Annotated in this window: 17 protein-coding genes; 5 read left to right on the forward strand and 12 right to left on the reverse strand. The window is 59.9% G+C overall.

Annotated features, from left to right (window positions below):
- The 3 genes from emhB (at position 1) to CKW15_RS19490 (ending at position 6309) form a co-directional block, all read left to right on the forward strand.
- Positions 1–3162 carry an efflux RND transporter permease subunit EmhB gene (gene emhB / locus CKW15_RS19480; RefSeq protein WP_095058713.1) on the forward strand — a complete coding sequence of 1054 codons (3162 nt, stop codon included), beginning with the start codon at positions 1–3 and terminating at the stop codon, positions 3160–3162.
- A complete protein-coding gene (gene emhC, locus CKW15_RS19485) occupies positions 3162–4622 on the forward strand; it encodes an efflux RND transporter outer membrane subunit EmhC (protein WP_095058714.1) in 1461 nt (486 codons plus the stop codon). The genes emhB and emhC overlap by 1 nt, the downstream gene beginning before the upstream one ends.
- Positions 4623–5049: 427 nt before the next feature.
- Complete coding sequence (locus CKW15_RS19490) at positions 5050–6309, forward strand: OprD family porin (RefSeq protein ID WP_095058715.1); 1260 nt, start codon at positions 5050–5052, stop codon at positions 6307–6309.
- Positions 6310–6425: 116 nt separating this feature from the next.
- Here the strand turns inward: CKW15_RS19490 and pcaC are convergent, their stop codons facing one another.
- The 11 genes from pcaC to pcaR all read right to left on the reverse strand — a co-directional run bounded on the left by pcaC (position 6426) and on the right by pcaR (position 17274).
- Positions 6426–6818, reverse strand: coding sequence for a 4-carboxymuconolactone decarboxylase (gene pcaC, locus CKW15_RS19495; RefSeq protein ID WP_095058716.1), 393 nt, complete (start codon positions 6816–6818; stop codon positions 6426–6428).
- 10 nt (positions 6819–6828) lie between these two features.
- Positions 6829–7632, reverse strand: coding sequence for a 3-oxoadipate enol-lactonase (pcaD, locus tag CKW15_RS19500; RefSeq protein ID WP_095058717.1), 804 nt, complete (start codon positions 7630–7632; stop codon positions 6829–6831).
- An 11-nt stretch (positions 7633–7643) separates the two neighbouring features.
- Positions 7644–9008 carry a 3-carboxy-cis,cis-muconate cycloisomerase gene (locus CKW15_RS19505; protein WP_095058718.1) on the reverse strand — a complete coding sequence of 455 codons (1365 nt, stop codon included), beginning with the start codon at positions 9006–9008 and terminating at the stop codon, positions 7644–7646.
- A 45-nt stretch (positions 9009–9053) separates the two neighbouring features.
- The gene (locus CKW15_RS19510) at positions 9054–10358 is read right to left on the reverse strand and encodes an MFS family transporter (RefSeq protein ID WP_095058719.1); all 1305 of its coding nucleotides are present in this window, start codon (positions 10356–10358) and stop codon (positions 9054–9056) included.
- Positions 10359–10540: 182 nt separating this feature from the next.
- Positions 10541–11107 (reverse strand): protocatechuate 3,4-dioxygenase subunit alpha, encoded by a 567-nt coding sequence (gene pcaG / locus CKW15_RS19515; RefSeq protein WP_095058720.1) that lies wholly within the window; start codon positions 11105–11107, stop codon positions 10541–10543.
- A 1-nt stretch (position 11108) separates the two neighbouring features.
- Entirely contained in the window at positions 11109–11813 is a 705-nt protein-coding gene (gene pcaH / locus CKW15_RS19520; RefSeq protein ID WP_095058721.1) for a protocatechuate 3,4-dioxygenase subunit beta, read from the reverse strand.
- A 37-nt stretch (positions 11814–11850) separates the two neighbouring features.
- A complete protein-coding gene (gene pcaF, locus CKW15_RS19525; RefSeq protein ID WP_174245503.1) occupies positions 11851–13056 on the reverse strand; it encodes a 3-oxoadipyl-CoA thiolase in 1206 nt (401 codons plus the stop codon).
- Entirely contained in the window at positions 13053–13832 is a 780-nt protein-coding gene (locus tag CKW15_RS19530; protein WP_095058722.1) for a CoA-transferase subunit beta, read from the reverse strand. Before CKW15_RS19530 ends, pcaF begins: the two co-directional genes overlap by 4 nt.
- Positions 13832–14689 carry a CoA transferase subunit A gene (locus CKW15_RS19535; protein ID WP_008054173.1) on the reverse strand — a complete coding sequence of 286 codons (858 nt, stop codon included), beginning with the start codon at positions 14687–14689 and terminating at the stop codon, positions 13832–13834. The genes CKW15_RS19530 and CKW15_RS19535 overlap by 1 nt, the downstream gene beginning before the upstream one ends.
- 272 nt (positions 14690–14961) lie before the next feature.
- Positions 14962–16308: an MFS transporter gene (locus tag CKW15_RS19540; RefSeq protein ID WP_095058723.1), complete on the reverse strand. Its 1347-nt coding sequence runs from the start codon at positions 16306–16308 to the stop codon at positions 14962–14964.
- A 123-nt stretch (positions 16309–16431) separates the two neighbouring features.
- Positions 16432–17274, reverse strand: a complete 843-nt coding sequence (gene pcaR / locus CKW15_RS19545; RefSeq protein WP_095058724.1) for a pca regulon transcriptional regulator PcaR — start codon at positions 17272–17274, stop codon at positions 16432–16434.
- Positions 17275–17960: 686 nt separating this feature from the next.
- Here pcaR and CKW15_RS19550 point away from each other — a divergent pair.
- Positions 17961–18161 (forward strand): hypothetical protein, encoded by a 201-nt coding sequence (locus CKW15_RS19550; RefSeq protein WP_008054177.1) that lies wholly within the window; start codon positions 17961–17963, stop codon positions 18159–18161.
- 375 nt (positions 18162–18536) lie between these two features.
- On the forward strand, positions 18537–20012 hold the full coding sequence (locus tag CKW15_RS19555) for an inorganic phosphate transporter (RefSeq protein WP_095058725.1): 1476 nt from the start codon (positions 18537–18539) through the stop codon (positions 20010–20012).
- A gap of 179 nt (positions 20013–20191) precedes the next feature.
- On the opposite strand, the gene ccoM is transcribed toward CKW15_RS19555, so the two are convergent.
- Positions 20192–20302: a cytochrome c oxidase subunit CcoM gene (gene ccoM, locus CKW15_RS28950; protein WP_007998356.1), complete on the reverse strand. Its 111-nt coding sequence runs from the start codon at positions 20300–20302 to the stop codon at positions 20192–20194.
- Positions 20303–20442: the final 140 nt, after the last annotated feature.

Consider the following 20442-nt stretch of genomic DNA (forward strand, 5'->3'; position numbering starts at 1 on the left):
ATGTCGAAATTTTTTATCGACCGTCCGATTTTCGCCTGGGTAATTGCCCTGGTGATCATGCTGGTCGGGGCACTATCGATCCTCAGACTGCCGATCAACCAATACCCGAGCATTGCGCCTCCGGCCATTGCGATCTCCGTGTCCTACCCGGGTGCTTCGGCACAAACGGTTCAGGACACCGTGGTCCAGGTGATCGAGCAACAGCTCAACGGTATCGACAACCTGCGTTATGTCTCGTCGGAAAGTAACTCCGACGGCACCATGACCATTACCGCGACCTTCGAGCAAGGCACCAACTCCGACACCGCACAGGTTCAGGTGCAGAACAAACTGAACCTGGCCACCCCGCTGCTGCCGCAAGAAGTGCAGCAACAGGGTATCCGCGTGACCAAGGCAGTGAAGAACTTCCTGCTGGTGATCGGCGTGGTGTCGCGTGACGGCAGCATGACCAAGGACGACCTGTCCAACTACATCGTGTCCAACATGCAGGACCCGATCTCGCGGACCGCTGGTGTGGGTGACTTCCAGGTGTTCGGTTCCCAGTACGCCATGCGTATCTGGCTCGACCCGGCCAAGTTGAACAACTTCAACCTGACCCCGATCGACGTCAAGAACGCCATCGCCGCACAGAACGTGCAGGTGTCCTCCGGCCAGCTCGGCGGTTTGCCTGCTCTGCCCGGCACACAGCTGAACGCGACAATCATCGGCAAGACCCGTCTGCAGACCGCCGAGCAATTCGACAAGATCCTGCTCAAGGTCAACAAGGACGGTTCGCAAGTTCGTTTGAAAGATGTCGCCGAAGTCGGCCTGGGTGGTGAAAACTACAGCATCAACGCCCAGTTCAACGGCGCTCCGGCATCCGGTCTGGCGGTGAAACTGGCCACCGGCGCCAACGCCCTCGACACCGCAAAAGCCCTGCGCACGACCATCGACAGCCTCAAGCCGTTCTTCCCTGAAGGGATGGAAGTGGTGTTCCCGTACGACACCACTCCGGTGGTGACTGAGTCGATCAAAGGCGTGGTTAATACCTTGGTCGAAGCGGTTGCGCTGGTGTTCCTGGTGATGTTCCTGTTCCTGCAGAACTTCCGCGCCACCATCATCACCACGATGACCGTGCCGGTGGTATTGCTCGGTACGTTCGGCATCCTCGCGGCCGCCGGTTTCAGCATCAACACCCTGACCATGTTCGGTATGGTCCTGGCCATTGGCTTGCTGGTGGACGACGCCATCGTCGTGGTGGAAAACGTCGAACGGGTAATGAGCGAAGAAGGCCTGTCACCCAAGGAGGCCACCAAGAAATCCATGGGGCAGATCCAGGGTGCCCTGGTCGGTATCGCCCTGGTGCTGTCGGCGGTTCTGCTGCCAATGGCGTTCTTCAGCGGCTCTACCGGTGTGATCTACAAGCAGTTCTCGATCACCATCGTCTCGGCCATGGCCCTGTCGGTACTGGTTGCACTGATCTTCACCCCGGCGCTCTGCGCCACCATGCTCAAGCCGATTGCGAAAGGCGATCACGGCACCCCGAAACGCGGCTTCTTCGGCTGGTTCAACCGCAACTTCGATCGCGGTGTCAGAAGCTACGAGCGCGGCGTGGGCAGCATGCTCAAGCACAAAGCACCGTACCTGCTGGCGTACCTGTTGATTGTCGTCGGCATGATCTGGCTGTTCACCCGCATTCCAACCGCGTTCCTGCCGGAAGAAGACCAGGGCGTACTGTTTGCCCAGGTGCAAACACCTGCCGGTTCGACGGCGCAGCGTACCCAAGTGGTCGTGGACGAAATGCGCGAATTCCTGCTGCGTCCGGGCAAGGACGGCGGTGAAGGCGATGCAGTGAACTCGGTGTTCACCGTGACCGGCTTCAACTTCGCCGGCCGTGGCCAGAGCTCGGGCATGGCATTCATCATGCTTCGCCCGTGGGACGAACGTAACGCTGACAACAACGTGTTCAAGGTTGCGGCCCGTGCCCAGCAGCACTTCTTCACGTTCCGTGACGCCATGGTGTTCGCCTTCGCGCCACCCGCGGTACTCGAGTTGGGTAACGCCACCGGTTTCGACGTGTTCCTTCAGGACCGCGCCGGTATCGGTCACGACAAGTTGATGGAAGCGCGCAACCAGTTCCTCGGCATGGCGGCACAAAGCAAGATCCTGTCCCAGGTCCGTCCGAACGGCCTGAACGACGAACCGCAATTCCAGCTGGAAATCGATGACGAGAAGGCCAGCGCCCTGGGCGTGACCATCGCCGACATCAACAACACCTTGTCGATTGCCCTGGGTAGTAGCTACGTCAACGACTTCATCGACCGCGGTCGTGTGAAGAAGGTTTACGTGCAAGGTCAGCCCGGCGCTCGCATGAGCCCTGAAGATCTGCAGAAGTGGTACGTGCGCAACAGCGCCGGAACCATGGTGCCGTTCACGGCGTTCGCCAAGGGTGAGTGGATCTACGGTTCGCCGAAACTGGCCCGTTACAACGGTGTGGAAGCGATGGAAATCCTCGGTTCCCCGGCGCCGGGTTATTCCACCGGTGAAGCCATGGCCGAAGTCGAAGCCATCGCCAAGAAACTGCCGGCCGGTGTCGGTATTTCCTGGACCGGTCTGTCATACGAAGAACGTCTGTCCGGTTCGCAAGCGCCAGCGTTGTATGCCCTGTCGCTGCTGATGGTGTTCCTGTGCCTGGCGGCATTGTATGAAAGCTGGTCGATTCCGATCGCGGTGATGTTGGTGGTACCGCTAGGGATCATCGGTGCGCTCATGGCTACCAGCCTGCGCGGCTTGTCCAACGACGTGTACTTCCAGGTGGGCTTGTTGACGACCATCGGGCTGGCGGCGAAAAACGCCATTCTGATTGTCGAATTTGCCAAGGAGCTGCACGAACAGGGCCGCAGTTTGCATGATGCGGCGATCGAAGCCTGCCGGATGCGTCTGCGGCCGATCATCATGACCTCGCTGGCGTTCGTCCTCGGTGTGGTTCCGCTGGCGATCTCCTCGGGCGCAGGTTCGGGTAGCCAGCACGCAATCGGTACCGGTGTGATTGGCGGTATGATCACGGCAACCGTGCTGGCGATTTACTGGGTCCCACTGTTCTTCGTCACTGTGTCTGCCATGGGTCAGCGTAAAAACGTCGACCAGCAAGACGCTACTGAAACTCCTAAAGAGGCTGGCTAATGAGCAAGTCGCTACTTTCCCTGGCAGTTGCCGCCTTCGTGCTCAGTGGCTGCTCGTTGATACCTGATTATCAGCAGCCGGACGCTCCGGTGGCGGGCCAATACCCTGAAGGGCCGGCGTATTCGTCGGCCCAGGCACCGGCTCAGGCCGCTGCCGAACAGGGCTGGAAGCAGTTTTTCCATGACCCGGCGTTGCAACAGTTGATTCAGGTTGCCCTGGAAAACAACCGTGACCTGCGTGTCGCGGCCCTGAACATCGACGCCTTTGCAGCTCAATACCGCATCTCGCGCGCCGACCTGTTCCCGGCGATTTCGGCCAACGGCACCGGCAATCGTCAGCGGTTACCGGCCGACGCGTCGCAGACCGGTGAGTCCAGCATCACCAGTTCCTACTCGGCAACCGTGGGTGTCAGTGCCTACGAACTCGACCTGTTTGGTCGCGTTCGCAGCCTGAACGAAGAAGCACTGCAAAAGTACTTCGCCACTGAAGAAGGCCGCCGCAGCACGCAAATCAGCCTGGTGGCCAGCGTGGCCAATGCCTACCTGACCTGGCAGGCCGACAAGGAACTGCTGAAGCTGACCCAGGACACTCTTGCCGCGTTTGAGGAGAGCTACAAGCTCACCGCCCGCAGCAACGAAGTCGGTGTCGCCTCGGCCCTGGACCTGGCGCAGTCGCGCACCTCGGTGGAAAACGCCCGCGCACAACTGGCCAAGTACACCCGTCAGGTCGCGCAGGACGAGAACAGCCTGGTGCTGCTGCTCGGTACCGGCGTCCCGGCGAACCTGCAAGCGGCCAAACCGCTGAACGACGACCTGCTGAGCGAAGTACCGCCGGGCTTGCCATCGGATCTGCTGCAACGTCGCCCGGACATCCTCCAGGCCGAGCACAACCTGAAGGCCGCCAACGCCAACATCGGCGCGGCACGGGCTGCGTTCTTCCCGAGCATCAGCCTGACGGCCAATGCGGGCACCTTGAGCCCGGACCTGTCCGGTCTGTTCAACGGTGGTTCGGGTACCTGGCTGTTCCAGCCGCAGATCAACCTGCCGATCTTCAACGCCGGCAGCCTGCGTGCCAGCCTGGATTACTCGAAAATCCAGAAAGACATCGGCGTGGCGACCTACGAGAAGTCCATTCAAACGGCCTTCCAGGAAGTCGCCGACGGCCTGGCCGCCCGCCAGACCTACGTCCAGCAGTTGCAGGCGCAGAAAGATTTCGTCAGCGCCAACCAGGACTACTACCGTCTGGCCGAGCGTCGTTACCGCATCGGTGTCGACAGCAACCTGACCTTCCTCGATGCCCAGCGTCAGCTGTTCAGTGCGCAACAAGTGCTGATCACCGACCGTCTGGCGCAACTGGTCAGCCAGGTCAACCTGTACAAGGCACTGGGTGGTGGCTGGAACGAGCAAACGGCGAAGAACGAGCCGTTGAAAAAAGAAGCACCGGAGTTGAAGTTGTTCTGATAGCGCTGTGAAAACACGAAGCCCACCGATTGGTGGGCTTTTTGTTGGCCGTCTGAAAATCTGTGTTGTTCGTTATGACCCCATCGCCAGCAGGCTAGCTCCCACAGGTGACCGAGTTCCTCCCGAAGAAATGCGGTCGAATGTGGGAGCGAGCCTGCTCGCGATAGGGCCGGCCAATACACCACAAAACTCCGCTCAATGTTTCGTTCGATAATCGCCCAAAACCAATTTTAGATTATTGAACCATTCAGTACATTTCCCACACCATCCGAACCACAAAACCAAAAACAACAGGTTCGACACCATGCCCCCGCGCCCCGCCCTCTCCGGCTGATCCGCTTCGCTTGTCCTGACCGAATGTTCGTCTGCAACCCCAAGTTGCGGCATCACCCCGTTTCATCCCCAAGAATTAGAGAGACCCACGCCCATGACGCCTTTTCCTGCGCAGTATTTCGTTCCCGGCCTGATCGCCATTGCCGTGACCAGCGCGGCCCTGCCCGCTCACGCCGAGGAGTCGGGCTTTGTCGAAGGAGCCAAGGTCAACCTGAACCTGCGTAACTTCTACCTCAACCGCAACTTCACCAACCCGACCAAGGCTCAGGGCAAGGCTGAAGAGTGGACGCAAAGTTTCATCCTCGACGCCAAGTCCGGTTTCACCCAAGGCATCGTCGGATTCGGCGTGGATGTGCTGGGGTTGTACTCGGTAAAACTCGATGGTGGTAAAGGCACGGGCGGTACGCAATTGCTGCCGCTGGACAGCGACGGTCGCCCGGCGGATAACTTCGGGCGCACCAACGTCGCGTTCAAGGCCAAGCTGTCGCAGACTGAAGCGAAGGTCGGCGAATGGATGCCGGTGCTGCCGATCCTGCGTTCGGACGACGGGCGCTCGCTGCCGCAAACCTTCCGTGGCGGCCAGATCACCTCGAAGGAAATCAATGGCCTGACGCTCTACGGCGGCCAGTTCCGGCAGAACAGCCCGCGCGACGACAGCAGCATGGGCGACATGTCGATGACCGGAAAAGCCGCGTTCACCTCCGACCGTTTCAACTTCCAGGGCGGCGAGTACGTGTTCAACGACAAACGCACCCAGATCGGTCTGTGGAACGCCGAACTCAAAGACATCTACAGCCAGCAATACGTCAATCTGATCCACAGCCAACCGCTGGGCGACTGGACCCTGGGCGCCAACCTCGGCTACTTCTACGGCAAGGAAGACGGCAGCGCCCGGGCCGGCGACCTGGACAACAAGACCTGGTCCGCAATGCTCTCGGCCAAATACGGCGGCAACACCTTTTATGTCGGCCTGCAAAAACTCACGGGCGACAACGCCTGGATGCGGGTCAACGGCACCAGCGGCGGGACGTTGGCCAACGACAGCTACAACTCCAGCTATGACAATGCCCAGGAGAAATCCTGGCAAGTGCGTCACGACTACAACTTCGCCACCCTCGGCGTTCCGGGCCTGACGCTGATGAACCGCTACATCAGCGGCGACAACGTGCACACCGGTACGATTACTGATGGCAAGGAATGGGGACGTGAATCGGAACTGGGCTACACCGTGCAGAGCGGTGCGCTGAAGGACTTGAACGTGAAGTGGCGCAACTCGACCATGCGCCGGGATTACAGCAACAACGAGTTCGATGAAAACCGCGTGATCGTCAGCTATCCGATCAGCTTGCTTTAACTACCAGCACTGCCATTTCTGTAGGAGCTGGCTTGCCAGCGAAGTCGGCCTCAGCAGCGACGCACAATTCCAGGGCCTCTTCGCCGGCAAGCCGGCTCCTACAGGGATCAGATCACTTACTCCCGCGATTCAACCCCCAACTCATCCCACACCGATTCCGCCAGGTGGAACGTCGCATTGGCAGCCGGAATGCCGCAGTAGATCGCGCTCTGCATGATCACTTCCTTGATCTCGCCACGGCTGACGCCGTTGTTGGCGGCGGCGCGCAGGTGCAGTTTGAGTTCGCCCTCGCGGTTCATACCGATCAGCATGGCGATGGTGATCAGGCTGCGGGTATGGCGCGGCAGGCCTGGACGGGTCCAGATGTCACCCCAGGCGTGGCGGGTGATCATTTCCTGAAACTCCGAGTTGAACTCGGTCAGGGTGGTCAGGCTGCGGTCGACGTGGGCATCGCCCAGTACCGCACGACGGAGTTCCATTCCTTCGTCGTAACGTTGTTTCTCATCCACAAAATAATCCTCAATGTGCCGTCAAAAACGTCAGCACGCGCTCGCTGAAAGCGTCGCCTGCCTGGACGTTGGACAAGTGCGCGGCATAGAACTCGGCGTACTCGGCGCCTGGCACATGCTCCTGAATGAAGTGCCCGCCAGACGGCGGCGTCACCGCATCCTGAGCGCCGGCAATCACCAGCAGTGGCGCTTTGATCAAGGACAACTGATCACGAAAATCAGCATCACGCACCGCTGCACAGTTGGCCGCGTAACCTTCTGGCGACGTGGCCGCGAGCATGTCGGTGATCTGCTTGGCCGCTGCCGGGTTGGCCTCGGAAAAGTCCGGGGTGAACCAGCGGGCAATCGACGCATCGCGCAGGGCAATCATGGCTGCCTGACCATCGCGCAAGACCATTTCAATGCGCGGGTCCCAGATCGATGGATCGCCGATTTTCGCTGCGGTGTTGCACACGATCAGTTTGTTCAGGCGCTCGCCGGCATTGATGCCCAGCCACTGGCCGATCAACCCGCCCATGGACAGACCGCAGAAATGCGCGCGCTCGATGTGCAAGGCATCCAGCAAGGCGAGCACGTCGTGCCCCAGTTGCTCAATGCTGTACGGCCCCGGTGTCACCAAGGACTGGCCGTGACCGCGCGTGTCGAAGCGCAACACGCGAAAATGCTTGGTGAACGCCGGGATTTGCGCGTCCCACATGTGCAGGTCGGTGCCTAGCGAGTTGGACAGCACCAACACCGGTGCATCGACCGGTCCGTCGTGCGGCCCTTGAATCTGGTAGTGCAGTTCGCCCTCGGCGAGTTGTACGAAAGCCACAGCAATCTCCTTCAGGCAGTCAATGCAGAATGTTCAGCCACCGCTCGCTCGACCCAGGTTTTGGCCTGGCCGAGGTAGTGGGCGGGGTCCAGCAGATGATCGAGTTCGGCGGCCGACAACTCGGCCGTCACTTGCGGCTCGTCGCCGAGCACCGCACGCAGATGACGCTGTTCGGCCACGGCACGTTTGCAGCATTGTTCCAGCAGATGATGCGCGGTATCGCGCCCCACCCGTTGCGCGAGGACGATGCTCACCGCTTCGGCGAGTACCAGGCCCTGGGTCAAATCGAGGTTGCGGGTCATGCGTGCGGCGTCCACTTCCAGCCCCTGCGCGATCAACAGTGCTTGTTGCAGACTGCCGGACACCAGGCAGCAAATCTCCGGCAGGGTTTCCCATTCGGCATGCCACAGGCCGAGACTGCGCTCGTGTTCCTGAGGCATGGCGCTGAACAGGGTCGAGAGCAAACCGGGAACACGGGTCGCCGCGCCGATCAGCACCGCCGCGCCCACCGGGTTGCGTTTGTGCGGCATGGTCGAAGAGCCGCCCTTGCCCGGCGCCGAAGGTTCGAACACTTCGGCGGCTTCGGTTTGCATCAACAGGCTGATGTCGCGGCCCATTTTGCCGAGGCTGCCGGCGATCAGGCCAAGTACCGCGCCGAATTCCACCACGCGATCGCGCTGGGTGTGCCACGGCTGGTCGGGCAAGGTCAGTTGCAGTTCTTCGGATAGCGCCTGGGCAATTGGCATCGCTTGCTCGCCAAGTGCCGCGAGGGTTCCGGAAGCACCGCCGAATTGCAGCACCAGCAGACGCGGTTTGAGTTCGGCCAAACGTTGGCGGCTGCGTGTCACGGCGCCCAGCCAACCGGCGATTTTCATGCCGAGGGTGACCGGTGTCGCATGCTGCAACCAGGTGCGCCCCGCCAGCGGAGTGGCGGCATATCGCTGGGCCTGAGTCGCAAGGGATTGGCCCAGGTCCGCGAGATCTTTTTCAATCAATTCCAACGCTCGGCGCAATTGCAGCACCAGGCCGCTGTCCATCACGTCCTGGCTGGTCGCACCCAGATGCACGTATCGCTCAGCCTCGGCATTTTGCGCGGCGATCTGTTTGCCCAGTGCCTTGACCAACGGAATCGCCGAGTTCCCCGCCGTGGCAATCGCCTCGGCGAGGGTGGCAAAGTCGTAATGCCCGGCGCTGCACGCCGCCTCAATCGGCGCGACCGCACTCACCGGAATCAAGCCAACCCGCGCTTCAGCACGGGCCAGTGCCGCTTCGAAATCGAGCATGGCCTGGACCCGGCCCTGATCGCAGAACACTTCACGCATATCACGCGCCGTGAAATAGGCATCGAACAATTGATTGCCCGGTCGCTGGTTCATAAACAGTTCCTGAAGGCGCGGGCCTTGGCGACCCGCGCGTGAAGATCAAAGATCGTGGTGCAGATACTTCGCCTGTTTCGGCAAACGCAGGCTGAACAGGAAGGCGATCGCCATCATCACCGTCACGTACCAATAAAAGGAGTTTTCCATCCCAACGGCCTTGAGGCTCAGAGCCACGTATTCCGCCGAGCCACCGAAGATCGCATTCGCCACCGCATACGCCAGGCCAACGCCCAGTGCGCGCACTTGCGGGGGGAACATCTCGGCTTTCACCAGACCGCTGATCGAGGTGTAAAAACTCACGATCGCCAGCGCCAGGGTAATCAGCACAAAAGCCATGAACGGGCTGCTGACGCTTTTGAGGCTAAGCAGGATCGGCACGGTGCACAAGGTACCCAGCGCGCCGAACCAGAGCATCGAATTACGTCGGCCAATCTTGTCCGCGAGCATGCCGAAGATCGGCTGCATGCACATATAAAGAAACAGCGCGCCAGTCATGATGTAACTGGCCGTCTTGGCGTGCATGCCGGCGGTGTTCACCAGGTACTTCTGCATGTACGTGGTGAAGGTGTAGAAAATCAGCGAGCCACCGGCGGTGTAACCGAGCACGGTGATGAACGCGGCTTTGTGGTCGCGGAACAGTGCCTTGATACTGCCGGCGTCCTTGTTTTCGCGCATTTCCTTGCTGGTGGTTTCTTTCAGCGAACGACGCAGGAACAGCGAAATCAGCGCCGCCACTGCACCGACCACGAACGGAATCCGCCAGCCGTAGGCACGCAGGTCTTCTTCAGTGAGGATTTGTTGCAGGACCACCACCAGCGACACCGCCAGCAATTGCCCGCCAATCAATGTCACGTACTGGAACGACGCGTAGAACCCGCGCTGGCCCTTGAGTGCCACTTCGCTCATGTAGGTCGCGGTGGTGCCGTACTCGCCGCCCACCGACAAGCCTTGCAGCAAACGCGCGAACAGCAACAGGATCGGCGCCCAGACACCGATGTCCTTGTACGTTGGCAGGCAGGCGATCAGCAATGAGCCGAAGCACATCATCAGAATCGAGATCAGCATCGAGTTCTTGCGCCCGTGCTTGTCCGCGACACGGCCGAAAATCCAGCCGCCAATCGGCCGCATCAGGAACCCGGCGGCAAACACGCCAGCGGTGTTGACCAACTGCACCGTGGGGTTGTCGGACGGGAAAAACGCAGGCGCGAAGTAGATTGCGCAGAAGGCGTAGACGTAGAAGTCGAACCATTCGACGAGGTTGCCGGACGAGGCACCGACAATGGCGAAGATCCGCTTGCTACGCTCTTCGCCGGTATAAAGAGCTGTAGGCGCTGTGGGTGTTGTCATCGTTTTTTCACTCAATGGGGACGGTGAGAGTCTAGACACACTTTGCAACAGTCCCGTTCCGCAGATGCATCAGCCTCTGTAGGAGCCGGCTTGCTGGCGATTGCGTTGTGTCATTCAACATTGATGAAACTGACACCGTAATCGCCAGCAAGCCGGCTCCTACAGGGGGGTACGGTGCTCACTCAATAATCGAAGAACACCGTCTCGGCATCGGTGCCCTGCAGAATCACATTCCACTGGTAAACACCTGATGCATCCTGCTTCGCCATCAGCGTGCTGCGGCGTTCGGCCGGTACGCATTCGAGCAGCGGATCGTCGACGTTGGCCGGTTCGCCATCAAAGTAGATCCGCGTCAGCAGGTGCTTCACCAAACCACGGGCGAACACCAGCACCACCAGGTGCGGGGCCTGGGTCGTGCCTTTCAGGCCTTCGACGGTACCCGGTTTGATCGTGGTGAAACGGAAACGCCCTTCGGCATCCACCGGCACCCGACCAAAGCCTTCAAAGTTCGGGTCCAGGGGTTTGTCCTGGTCGTCTTCCGGGTGGTCGTACTTGCCGGCCGCGTTGGCCTGCCAGACTTCCAGCATGGCGTCGTTGACGACGTCGCCGTTGCCATCGACCACTTGCCCGGTGATCGCCACGCGTTCGCCCAGGGTTTGCTCGACAGCCAGATTTTCACGATTCAGCCAGGTCAGGCCGATGTGGTAGTACGGCCCGACGGTGTGGGACGTGGTCGCATTCAGCGTCATCTTATTTCTCCATCGGCGTGGCGTCGCGGCCGCGCAAAACGATGTCCCAGCGATAACCGAGGGCATAGGAAGGGATGGTTTTTTCCAGATCGAACGTGGCGATCAAACGCTCTTTGGCGCGGGTATCCGGCACACAGTTGTAGATCGGGTCGTAGGCCAGCAGCGGATCGCCCGGGAAATACATTTGGGTGACCAGACGCGTGAGGATGCTCGGCCCGAACAGCGAAAAATGGATGTGCGCCGGGCGCCAGGCATTGTGATGGTTGCCCCACGGATAGGCGCCAGGCTTGATGGTCTGGAACTGATACCAGCCATCGGCGTCGGTCACGGTGCGGCCAGTGCCGGTGAAGTTCGGGTCCAGCGGCGCGTCGTGCAAATCACGGGCATGGGCGTAGCGACCGGCGGCGTTGGCCTGCCAGATCTCCACCAGAATCCCCGGCACCGGCAGACCGTTTTCGTCCAGCACGCGGCCGTGGATGATGATGCGCTCACCCTGAGGTTCCGCGTCATGCTGGGCGGTCAGGTCGTTGTCCTTCTCGTTGATGCGTTCGGCACCTACGGTCGGACCGGTAATTTCCGACAACGAATGCGGCAGGAACACCAACGGCTTGGACGGCGAGCGCAGGTTGGTGGATTGGTAGGTCGGATGCAGATAAGGCGGCTGGGTGCCTTCCTGCGGGCGACGGTAACCAGGCTTGTCAGTCATTACACTTTCCTCAATTCTTATAAGTCGACGGCGCGTGTCAGACGCGCTCGATCGCCAGTGCCAGACCTTGGCCAACGCCGACGCACATAGTCGCCAGACCTTTCTTGCCGCCGGTTTTTTCCAGCTGATGCAAAGCGGTCAACACCAACCGCGCGCCACTCATGCCCAACGGATGCCCCAAGGCAATGGCGCCGCCGTTCGGGTTGACCTGCGCCGCATCATCCGCGATCCCCAGTTCACGCAACACTGCCAAACCCTGGCTGGCGAAGGCTTCGTTGAGTTCGATCACGTCGAAATCGCTGACCGCCACGCCGAGGCGCTCGATCAGTTTACGCACTGCCGGTACCGGACCGATGCCCATTACACGCGGGGCAACACCGGCGCTGGCCATGCCCAGCACTTTGGCACGGGCCGTCAGGCCGTGTTTCTTCACCGCTTCGGCCGAGGCCAGGATCAACGCGGCAGCACCGTCGTTCACGCCCGAGGCATTGCCGGCCGTGACGGTTTTGTCGGGGCCGTTGACCGGTTTCAGTTTGGTCAGGGCTTCGAGCGTGGTGTCGGCGCGAGGATGTTCGTCCTGGCTGACCACGGTTTCACCCTTCTTGTGGGCAATGCGCACTTCGACGATTTCTTCGGCGAAAAAGCCTGCGGCTTGCGCGGCGGCGGTGCGTTGCTGACTGCGTAGGGCGAACGCGTCCTGATCGGCGCGAGATACCTTGTAGTCATCCGCAACGTTGTCAGCAGTCTGCGGCATCGCGTCCACACCGTACTGGGCTTTCATCAACGGGTTGATGAAGCGCCAGCCGATGGTGGTGTCTTCCAGTTTCATGTTGCGCGAAAACGCCGCGTCGGCCTTGCCCATCACGAACGGCGCACGGGACATCGACTCGACGCCACCGGCAATCGCCAGCTCCATCTCGCCACTGGCGATAGCGCGGAACGCGGTGCCGATGGCATCCATGCCCGAAGCGCAGAGGCGGTTGAGGGTCACACCCGGAATGGTTTCCGGCAGGCCGGCCAGCAGCAGCGCCATGCGCGCCACGTTACGGTTGTCTTCACCGGCCTGGTTGGCGCAGCCGAGGAACACCTCGTCCACGGCGTTCCAGTCCACCGACGGGTTGCGCTCCATCAAGGCCTTGATCGGCACGGCGGCGAGGTCGTCGGCGCGAACCGTCGACAAGCCGCCGCCGAAACGGCCGATGGGAGTGCGGATCGCGTCGCAGATATAAACGTCACGCATCACGCTTCTCCGGGAGCTTGGCCGTGGGCGGCCGCGGTACGGGCTTCGAGATCGCGCAGCGCGGTCAGCTCGACTTCAGTCGGCTCGGCGGTGTGCTCAATCGTGTCGGCAAAGCGAATCGCCCAACCGGTGGCCGCTACCACTTGTTCGCGGGTCACGCCCGGGTGCAGTGCGGTGACCACGAACTCGTGGGTGCCCTCCTCCGGTTCCATGATGCACAGGTCGGTAATGATGCCGACCGGACCGGCGCCTGGCAGGCCGAGACGCTTGCGCGAATCGCCGCCCTCACCATGGCCGACCGAGGTAATGAAGTCGAGCTTGTCGACAAACGAACGCGCCGACTGCTTGAGGATGATCAGCACGCTCTTGGCGGAACCGGCGATCTCCGGCGCGCCACCGGCACCTGGCAGGCGCACTTTCGGCGAGTGGTAATCACCGACCACGGTGGTGTTGATGTTGCCGAAACGGTCGACCTGCGCCGCGCCGAGGAAGCCGACGTCAATGCGACCGCCCTGCAACCAATAGCGAAAAATCTCACCGGTCGGTACGACGGTGTCAGCGGTTTCCGCCAGTTCACCGTCACCGATCGACAGTGGCAATACGCTCGGCTTGGCCCCAATCGGACCCGATTCGTAGATCAAGACGACATCAGGCGAGGAAGTCAGGCGCGCCAGGTTGGCCGCTTTCGACGGCAGGCCGATACCGACGAAGCACACCGAACCGTTCTTCAAGCGACGGGCAGCGGCGACGGTCATCATTTCATTGGTGGTGTAAGTCATTACTTCGCCTCCGAAGCGGCGGCCAGTTTGGCCTGGAACTCGCTGAAGTCAGCGCTGCCATGGATGTACTCGTTGATCCACGCGGTAAAGGTTTCACGGTCGCGGGCAATCGGGTCCCAGGCTTGATAGAAGCGGTTGTCGCGCTCGTTGTAACCGTGGGCGTAGGAAGGATGCGCACCGCCAGGTACGTGGCAAACCGCGCTCAAGGCCCAAGTCGGCAAGACACAGGAGTTCATCGGTGCATTGAGGTCATCGACGATTTCTTCAACGGTGACGATGCAGCGCTTGGCCGCCAGTGCGGCTTCTTTTTGCACGCCGAGGATGCCCCAGAGCAGCACGTTGCCCTTGCGGTCGGCTTTCTGCGCGTGAATCACGGTGATGTCCGGACGCACAGAAGGCACGGCGGCCAACACTTCACCGGTGAACGGGCAGGTCACGGATTTGATCAGCGGGTTGACCTTCGGCAGGTCAGAACCGGCGTAGGCACGCAGCACTGCGAACGGTAGGCCGGAAGCACCGGCGACGTAGGCATTGGCCAGGTCGGCGTGGCTGTGTTCTTCGATTTCCAGCGCGTGGGGCCACTGCTTCTCGACGGCGTCACGCAGTCGATGCAGCGAACCAACACCCGGGTTACCGCCCCAGGAGAAAATCAGCTTGCGAGCACAACCGGCACCGATCAACTGGTCGTAGATCAGGTCAGGGGTCATCCGCACCAGCGTCAGGTCTTTCTTGCCCTGGCGAATGATTTCGTGACCCGCCGCCGTAGGGATCAAGTGAGTGAAGCCTTCGAGCGCAACGGTATCGCCGTCGTTTACGAATTGCTTCACCGCGTCGTGCAGCGAAAGGATTTCAGCCATTGGGGCAGGCTCCCGTTTATTGTTAACCGACAGTGGAAGAAGGCGCCGATGCGCAGCGCCGGAATGACTGAAGATTAAGCCCGTGCAAAACGCCAAACAATCCGATAATCGACTGAGTGTTCGTTTATCGAACACATTGTTGCCTGGCTATCTTTATGCGCAGCCCCCAAAAGATCGCAGCCTGCGGCAGCTCCTACAGATTTATACATTCCCCTGTAGGAGCTGCCGCAGGCTGCGATCTTTTACTGCTACACCACTATTTCAAACCGGAATCAGGTCGCATCCGCATGACTGACCATGCCCTTGATCACCACCGCCACGGTCGCCAGCGCGGCCGGAATCACCAGCGCCGTCAGCACTTGCTCGAAGTTCCAGCCGAGGCCCAACAGCGTGGCGCCCATCCAGGCACCGAGGATGGCACCGAAACGACCGATGCCGAGCATCCACGACACACCGGTCGCACGCCCCTGCGTCGGATAGAACCGCGCCGCCAGCGATGGCATCGCCGATTGCGCACCGTTGACGCACATCCCGGCCACCAGCACCAGCGTCGCCAGGAGGGTGATATTGCCCAGGCTCTGTCCCACCGCGTAGGCAAACACCCCGGCCAACAGGTAGAAAGTGCCGATGACCTTGTGCGGATTGAACCGATCCATCGCCCAGCCCACGCCCACTGCGCTGAGCACGCCGCCAAACTGGAACAGCGCGCCGATGAACGCTGCTTGCTCCATGCTCGCGCCGCTGTCGCGCATCAGGGTCGGCAACCAACTGGTCAGCAGATAAACAATGACCAGGCCCATGAAGTAGGTCAGCCACAACAACAAGGTACCGACGCTGTAGGTGCCGGAGAAAATCACCGCGAACACATTGCGCGCCTTCACGGTTTTCTGTTCGGGCACGCTGAAGCTGGAGGCCTGCGCCACCACGCTTGGGTCAATCGGTGCCAGCGCTTTGCGCACCTTGTCGGTGCCGCGGTTGCGAACCACGAGATAGCGCGCCGACTCCGGCAACCAGAACAGCAAAACCACCGCCAGGATCAACGGCAGGACCCCGCCGATCAGCAACAGGCTGTGCCAGCCGAACGCAGGAATCAGCTTGGCCGAAATGAATCCGCCACCGGCCATGCCGAGGTTGAAGCCGCAGAACATGCTGGTCACCAGCAGGGACTTTTTGCGCTCGGGGGTGTATTCCGACAGCAGCGTGGTGGCGTTCGGCATGCCGGCGCCCAGACCCAGACCGGTCAGGAAGCGCAGCACCAGCAACTGCTCGACATTGGTGCTGTACGCAGAGGCCAGGCTGAAGGCGCCGAACAACAGCACCGCGCCGACCAGTACGACTTTTCGCCCGAAGCGGTCAGCCAGCGGTCCGGAGCCCAGGGCGCCGAAGACCATGCCGATCAACGCTGCACTCATCACCGGGCCGAGACTGGCGCGATCGATGCCCCAGTCTTGAGAAAGCGCAGGCGCAATGAACCCCATGGCCGCCGTATCGAGGCCATCGAGGAAGACAATCAGGAAACACAGGATCACCACGCGCCACTGGTAGCGCGAAATGGGTTGGGCATTGATGAAGGACTGCACGTCGAGGCAGTTTCCTACAGCAGACTGAGGCTGGTTCATTATTTTTATTCCACGAATCGCAGGCGAACAGTGTCAGCAGACGCTGACGAAGCCGCGACAGTAATGAGCCAGAGGAAAGAGCGTCAATTCGATAAACGCGACTCTGTGCGTTTATCGAACATCTTAGGCAAACAGCTGAGCGCTGAGATCGCGGCTGGCACTCAACAGGCCGGGCAGAAAACGTTGCTCCAATTCGTTGCGGCTGACTCGGCCGGCATGGGTGCTGACATTGAGCGCGGCGACCACCTGACCGGAAGCGTCGTACACCGGAACGGCGATCGAACGCAGGCCCTGTTCGAGCTCCTGATCGACGATGCACCACCCTTGTTGCCGCACTTCTTGCAGGCATTCGAGCAACGCCTCGGGAGTATGGATAGTGCGGCTGGTCTTGGCTTGCAACTCGGCATGGTCGAGGTACTCACCCAAAGACGTGTCATCCAGCGCGGCCAGCAGGATCCTGCCCATCGACGTGCAATAGGCCGGTAAACGCCCGCCCACCGACAGATCAACCGAAATCAGGCGCTGAGTGGTTGCGGACCGGGCGATGTACAGAATGTCCTCGCCCTCCAGCGTGGCCATGTTGCACGCCTCGTGGAGTTGCTCGCTCATGCGGTCCAGATAAGGCTGGGCAGAAACCGCCAGCGGTGTCGAGGACACATAGGCATGACCGAGGGTCAGCACCTTGGGCAACAACGAATAAGTGCGGCCGTCGGTGGTGGCATAGCCGAGCTTGATCAAGGTGTGCAGGCAACGGCGCACGGCGGCACGGGGAATTTCCGTGCGGTGGCTGATCTGGGCGATGGTCAGGTGCCGTTTGCGCTCCTGAAACGCTTGCACCACGGCCAGGCCACGGGCCAGTGAGGTCATGAAGTCCGGGTCACCGGTCAATGCCTGGATCCGCTTGGCCGGGGACGCGACGATGGGCGGGGCGACGGAAGCGAAAGAATTGCGCAATTGATCGTTCATATAAGGTCCTTTTCCCGCACGGATCAGCGGCTATTACAAGGGGCTGGCGCTTGTCGCACAACCCCGAGCCGTCAACATCGGGCGATTATCGAACGCTCGACCGATAATCGCAATCCGTCGTTTGCCTGCCTGAACGAGCGCGGCCAAGTTTTCATGCCCACCTCGCCAACTTGAATTTACATGGTCTCGGCCCCAGATCTAATGGCCGTTCAAGTTACTGCAACTTGATTGACTTAATGACGTCAGAAACGCATCACCGCACATCGATATCGGCCATTGCGTTTACTTGGCATTAAATTTTCGAGCACAAAGATCACACACCCGGCTTCACTTTTAACTCTTCAGAGATAGTGTTCTTCAAATCGGCCGCTATAATACAATTCAGTAGCGGGCGGGTTTTTATTTGCCGTTCCTGCTACCCGGCAATGTCGAGCTCCATCGTTGCCGACCACAGCAATCGCCTGACTTCCATTGCAAGGATTTCGTCAGTGCGCTCTGTGAGAAAGGAAATTGATGCTACGTCAGCCGTTCAACTCTGGTGCCGTGGCCGCCTGCGACATGGAAGCATTGATCACACTGTTGTCAGCACGATGCCTTTAAAGGCGTTGTCCATTCGACGAGTGCGGTCAGTCGATTTGATGCAGCGCGTTTCACCAGAAATAATCTCAACTCAATCAGGTATCACTGTGACGAAAGACGAACTGCGCGCGGAACTTGAGCGCCAGGAACAACGTTACAAGGAAGTTTACGGCGGAGAAGTCACCACTTACGCCGCTCAACCGGAACCGGAGCGCAAACCCTGGCGTAAACGCGCCACCGTTCAGGATCAGGTTTTTCAGCAAGAAATTCAGAAAATGGAAAAGGAACTCAAAGCCGAAGAGCCATGACCGCTTCGGCCTGATCCTTCAAGGGCCTGCCTCTACACCTGTTAAAAGCGGGATGTATTGATGCTGCCTTCCGCGCCCGCTACGAGCGGGCGGCGGCCATCTCGATCAATGGGCACACCAAAATGCCCATATCTGACCGTCTTCTCAGATATTTCACACAAGCGCTCAAGCCCTTCGCTGTCAGGCGCCAAACCCTTGCGATTCAGGTTTTTTACAGCAATATCAATGACTTAAAAATCACAGTAAAACCCTGGGACTTAGGGTCCTGCTCAAAAAAAAATCGTTGAAGAATGTTACCGATTAGCAGCGAATGCATTGATTGTCAGTCTTTTCTGGCATAATCCCGCCCCCTTATGACCGGGTCAGAAAACCTTCATGATCGATTTATTCAGCGGACTGGATGCTTGGGTGCTTGTGAGCCTCTTGCTCGCCCTGGCCTTTGTCCTCGCCTTCGAGTTCATCAACGGCTTTCATGACACCGCTAACGCGGTGGCTACCGTTATCTATACCAAAGCCATGCCGCCTCACCTGGCAGTGTTCTTTTCCGGTGTGTTCAACTTCCTCGGCGTGTTGCTGGGCGGTGTCGGCGTGGCGTATGCCATCGTCCACCTGCTACCGGTAGAACTGCTGATCAATGTGAACACCGGTCACGGCCTGGCCATGGTGTTCTCGTTGCTCGCCGCCGCCATCACCTGGAACCTGGGCACCTGGTACTTCGGTATCCCCGCCTCCAGTTCCCATACGCTGATCGGTTCGATCCTCGGCGTGGGCCTGGCGAACGCCCTGATCAACGAAATCCCGTTGGCGGATGGCGTGAACTGGCAGAAAGCGATCGATATCGGCATGTCGCTTGTGTTCTCGCCAATGGCAGGCTTCCTGATCGCTGCACTGATCCTGATCGGTCTTAAATGGTGGCGTCCTCTGTCGAAGATGCACAAGACACCGGAAGAGCGCCGCAAGATCGACGACAAGAAGCACCCGCCGTTCTGGAACCGTCTGGTTCTGGTGATTTCAGCCATGGCTGTGAGCTTCGTGCACGGTTCCAACGACGGTCAGAAAGGTATCGGCCTGATCATGCTGGTACTGATCGGTATCGTGCCGGCGCAGTTCGTACTCGACCTGAACAGCACCACCTATCAGATCGAGCGGACCCGCGACGCCACTTTGCACCTGAGTCAGTTCTACCAGCGCAACTCTGAAACCCTGGGTGAGTTCCTGGCCTTGGGCAAAAGTGTTGAAGGCGACCTGCCGGAGAAGTTCCGTTGCAACCCGCAACAGACCGAACCGACGATCACCGCGCTGCTGGGCACCCTCAAGGGCGTAGCCGACTACCATTCGTTGTCGTCGGACAGCCGCATCGAAGTGCGTCGCTACCTGCTTTGCCTGGATGACACCGCGAAGAAAGTCAGCAAATTGCCAAGCCTGGCACCCCGTGAAAAGGCTGACCTGGACAAGCTGCGCAAAGACCTGACCACCACCACCGAATACGCGCCGTTCTGGGTGATTCTGGCGGTCGCACTGGCCCTGGGCCTTGGCACCATGGTGGGCTGGAAGCGTGTGGTACTGACCATCGGTGAGAAGATCGGCAAGCAAGGCATGACCTATTCCCAGGGCATGTCGGCCCAGATCACCACCGCCAGCCTGATCGGCCTGGCCAACATCTTCAGCCTGCCAGTGTCCACCACCCACGTCCTGTCCTCGGGCGTGGCAGGGACCATGGTCGCTAACAAAAGCGGCTTGCAGGGCGGCACCGTCAAAACGATCCTGCTGGCCTGGGTACTGACCCTGCCAGCGACCGTGGCCTTGTCGGCCGGTTTGTTCTGGCTGGCCTCGAAGGCACTGGGCAGCTGATACGCAGCCCAACGAAAAAGGCGCGCTCCGCAAGGACCGCGCCTTTTTTATGCCTCTAATCCAGCAAACACCGCTCCCACAGTGTTCTATTGGCATTTACATTCTTACAGGCAAAAAAAAAGGCAACCGAAGTTGCCTAAAATGCCTTGCGTGCTCATTACATCCGGAAGGAACTACGGTTATTTGCGCTTTTGCGAATCCTTCCAGATAAAAAGTCCGAACCCTGCAAAAAATACAAACATGAGGCTGACAGTCAGCACTCCGGCGATCACCACGTTGTCGAAAAACATGACGCGTCTCCTGTACTTGCCGTGTTGCGATGGAGCTAAGTTAACCAAACGGACAGGAGAAAATATTGACCGGGATCAATGTCGCCCAAGACTGGGCAAGCGGAAGGGAAAAGATTGACCCGCATCAATCAATGCGGGGG

This window comes from Pseudomonas sp. Irchel s3b5 (assembly GCF_900187435.1).
Lineage (GTDB): Bacteria > Pseudomonadota > Gammaproteobacteria > Pseudomonadales > Pseudomonadaceae > Aquipseudomonas.

Coding starts and splice junctions, on each gene's coding strand:
- ccoM (WP_007998356.1), bottom strand. CDS start 20,302: ATGTTTTTCGACAACGTGGTGATCGCCGGAGTGCTGACTGTCAGCCTC.
- CKW15_RS19490 (WP_095058715.1), top strand. CDS start 5,050: ATGACGCCTTTTCCTGCGCAGTATTTCGTTCCCGGCCTGATCGCCATT.
- CKW15_RS19535 (WP_008054173.1), bottom strand. CDS start 14,689: ATGGCTGAAATCCTTTCGCTGCACGACGCGGTGAAGCAATTCGTAAAC.
- emhB (WP_095058713.1), top strand. CDS start 1: ATGTCGAAATTTTTTATCGACCGTCCGATTTTCGCCTGGGTAATTGCC.
- pcaG (WP_095058720.1), bottom strand. CDS start 11,107: ATGACGCTGAATGCGACCACGTCCCACACCGTCGGGCCGTACTACCAC.
- CKW15_RS19540 (WP_095058723.1), bottom strand. CDS start 16,308: ATGAACCAGCCTCAGTCTGCTGTAGGAAACTGCCTCGACGTGCAGTCC.
- CKW15_RS19510 (WP_095058719.1), bottom strand. CDS start 10,358: ATGACAACACCCACAGCGCCTACAGCTCTTTATACCGGCGAAGAGCGT.
- CKW15_RS19530 (WP_095058722.1), bottom strand. CDS start 13,832: ATGACTTACACCACCAATGAAATGATGACCGTCGCCGCTGCCCGTCGC.
- emhC (WP_095058714.1), top strand. CDS start 3,162: ATGAGCAAGTCGCTACTTTCCCTGGCAGTTGCCGCCTTCGTGCTCAGT.
- pcaR (WP_095058724.1), bottom strand. CDS start 17,274: ATGAACGATCAATTGCGCAATTCTTTCGCTTCCGTCGCCCCGCCCATC.
- CKW15_RS19555 (WP_095058725.1), top strand. CDS start 18,537: ATGATCGATTTATTCAGCGGACTGGATGCTTGGGTGCTTGTGAGCCTC.
- pcaH (WP_095058721.1), bottom strand. CDS start 11,813: ATGACTGACAAGCCTGGTTACCGTCGCCCGCAGGAAGGCACCCAGCCG.
- CKW15_RS19505 (WP_095058718.1), bottom strand. CDS start 9,008: ATGAACCAGCGACCGGGCAATCAATTGTTCGATGCCTATTTCACGGCG.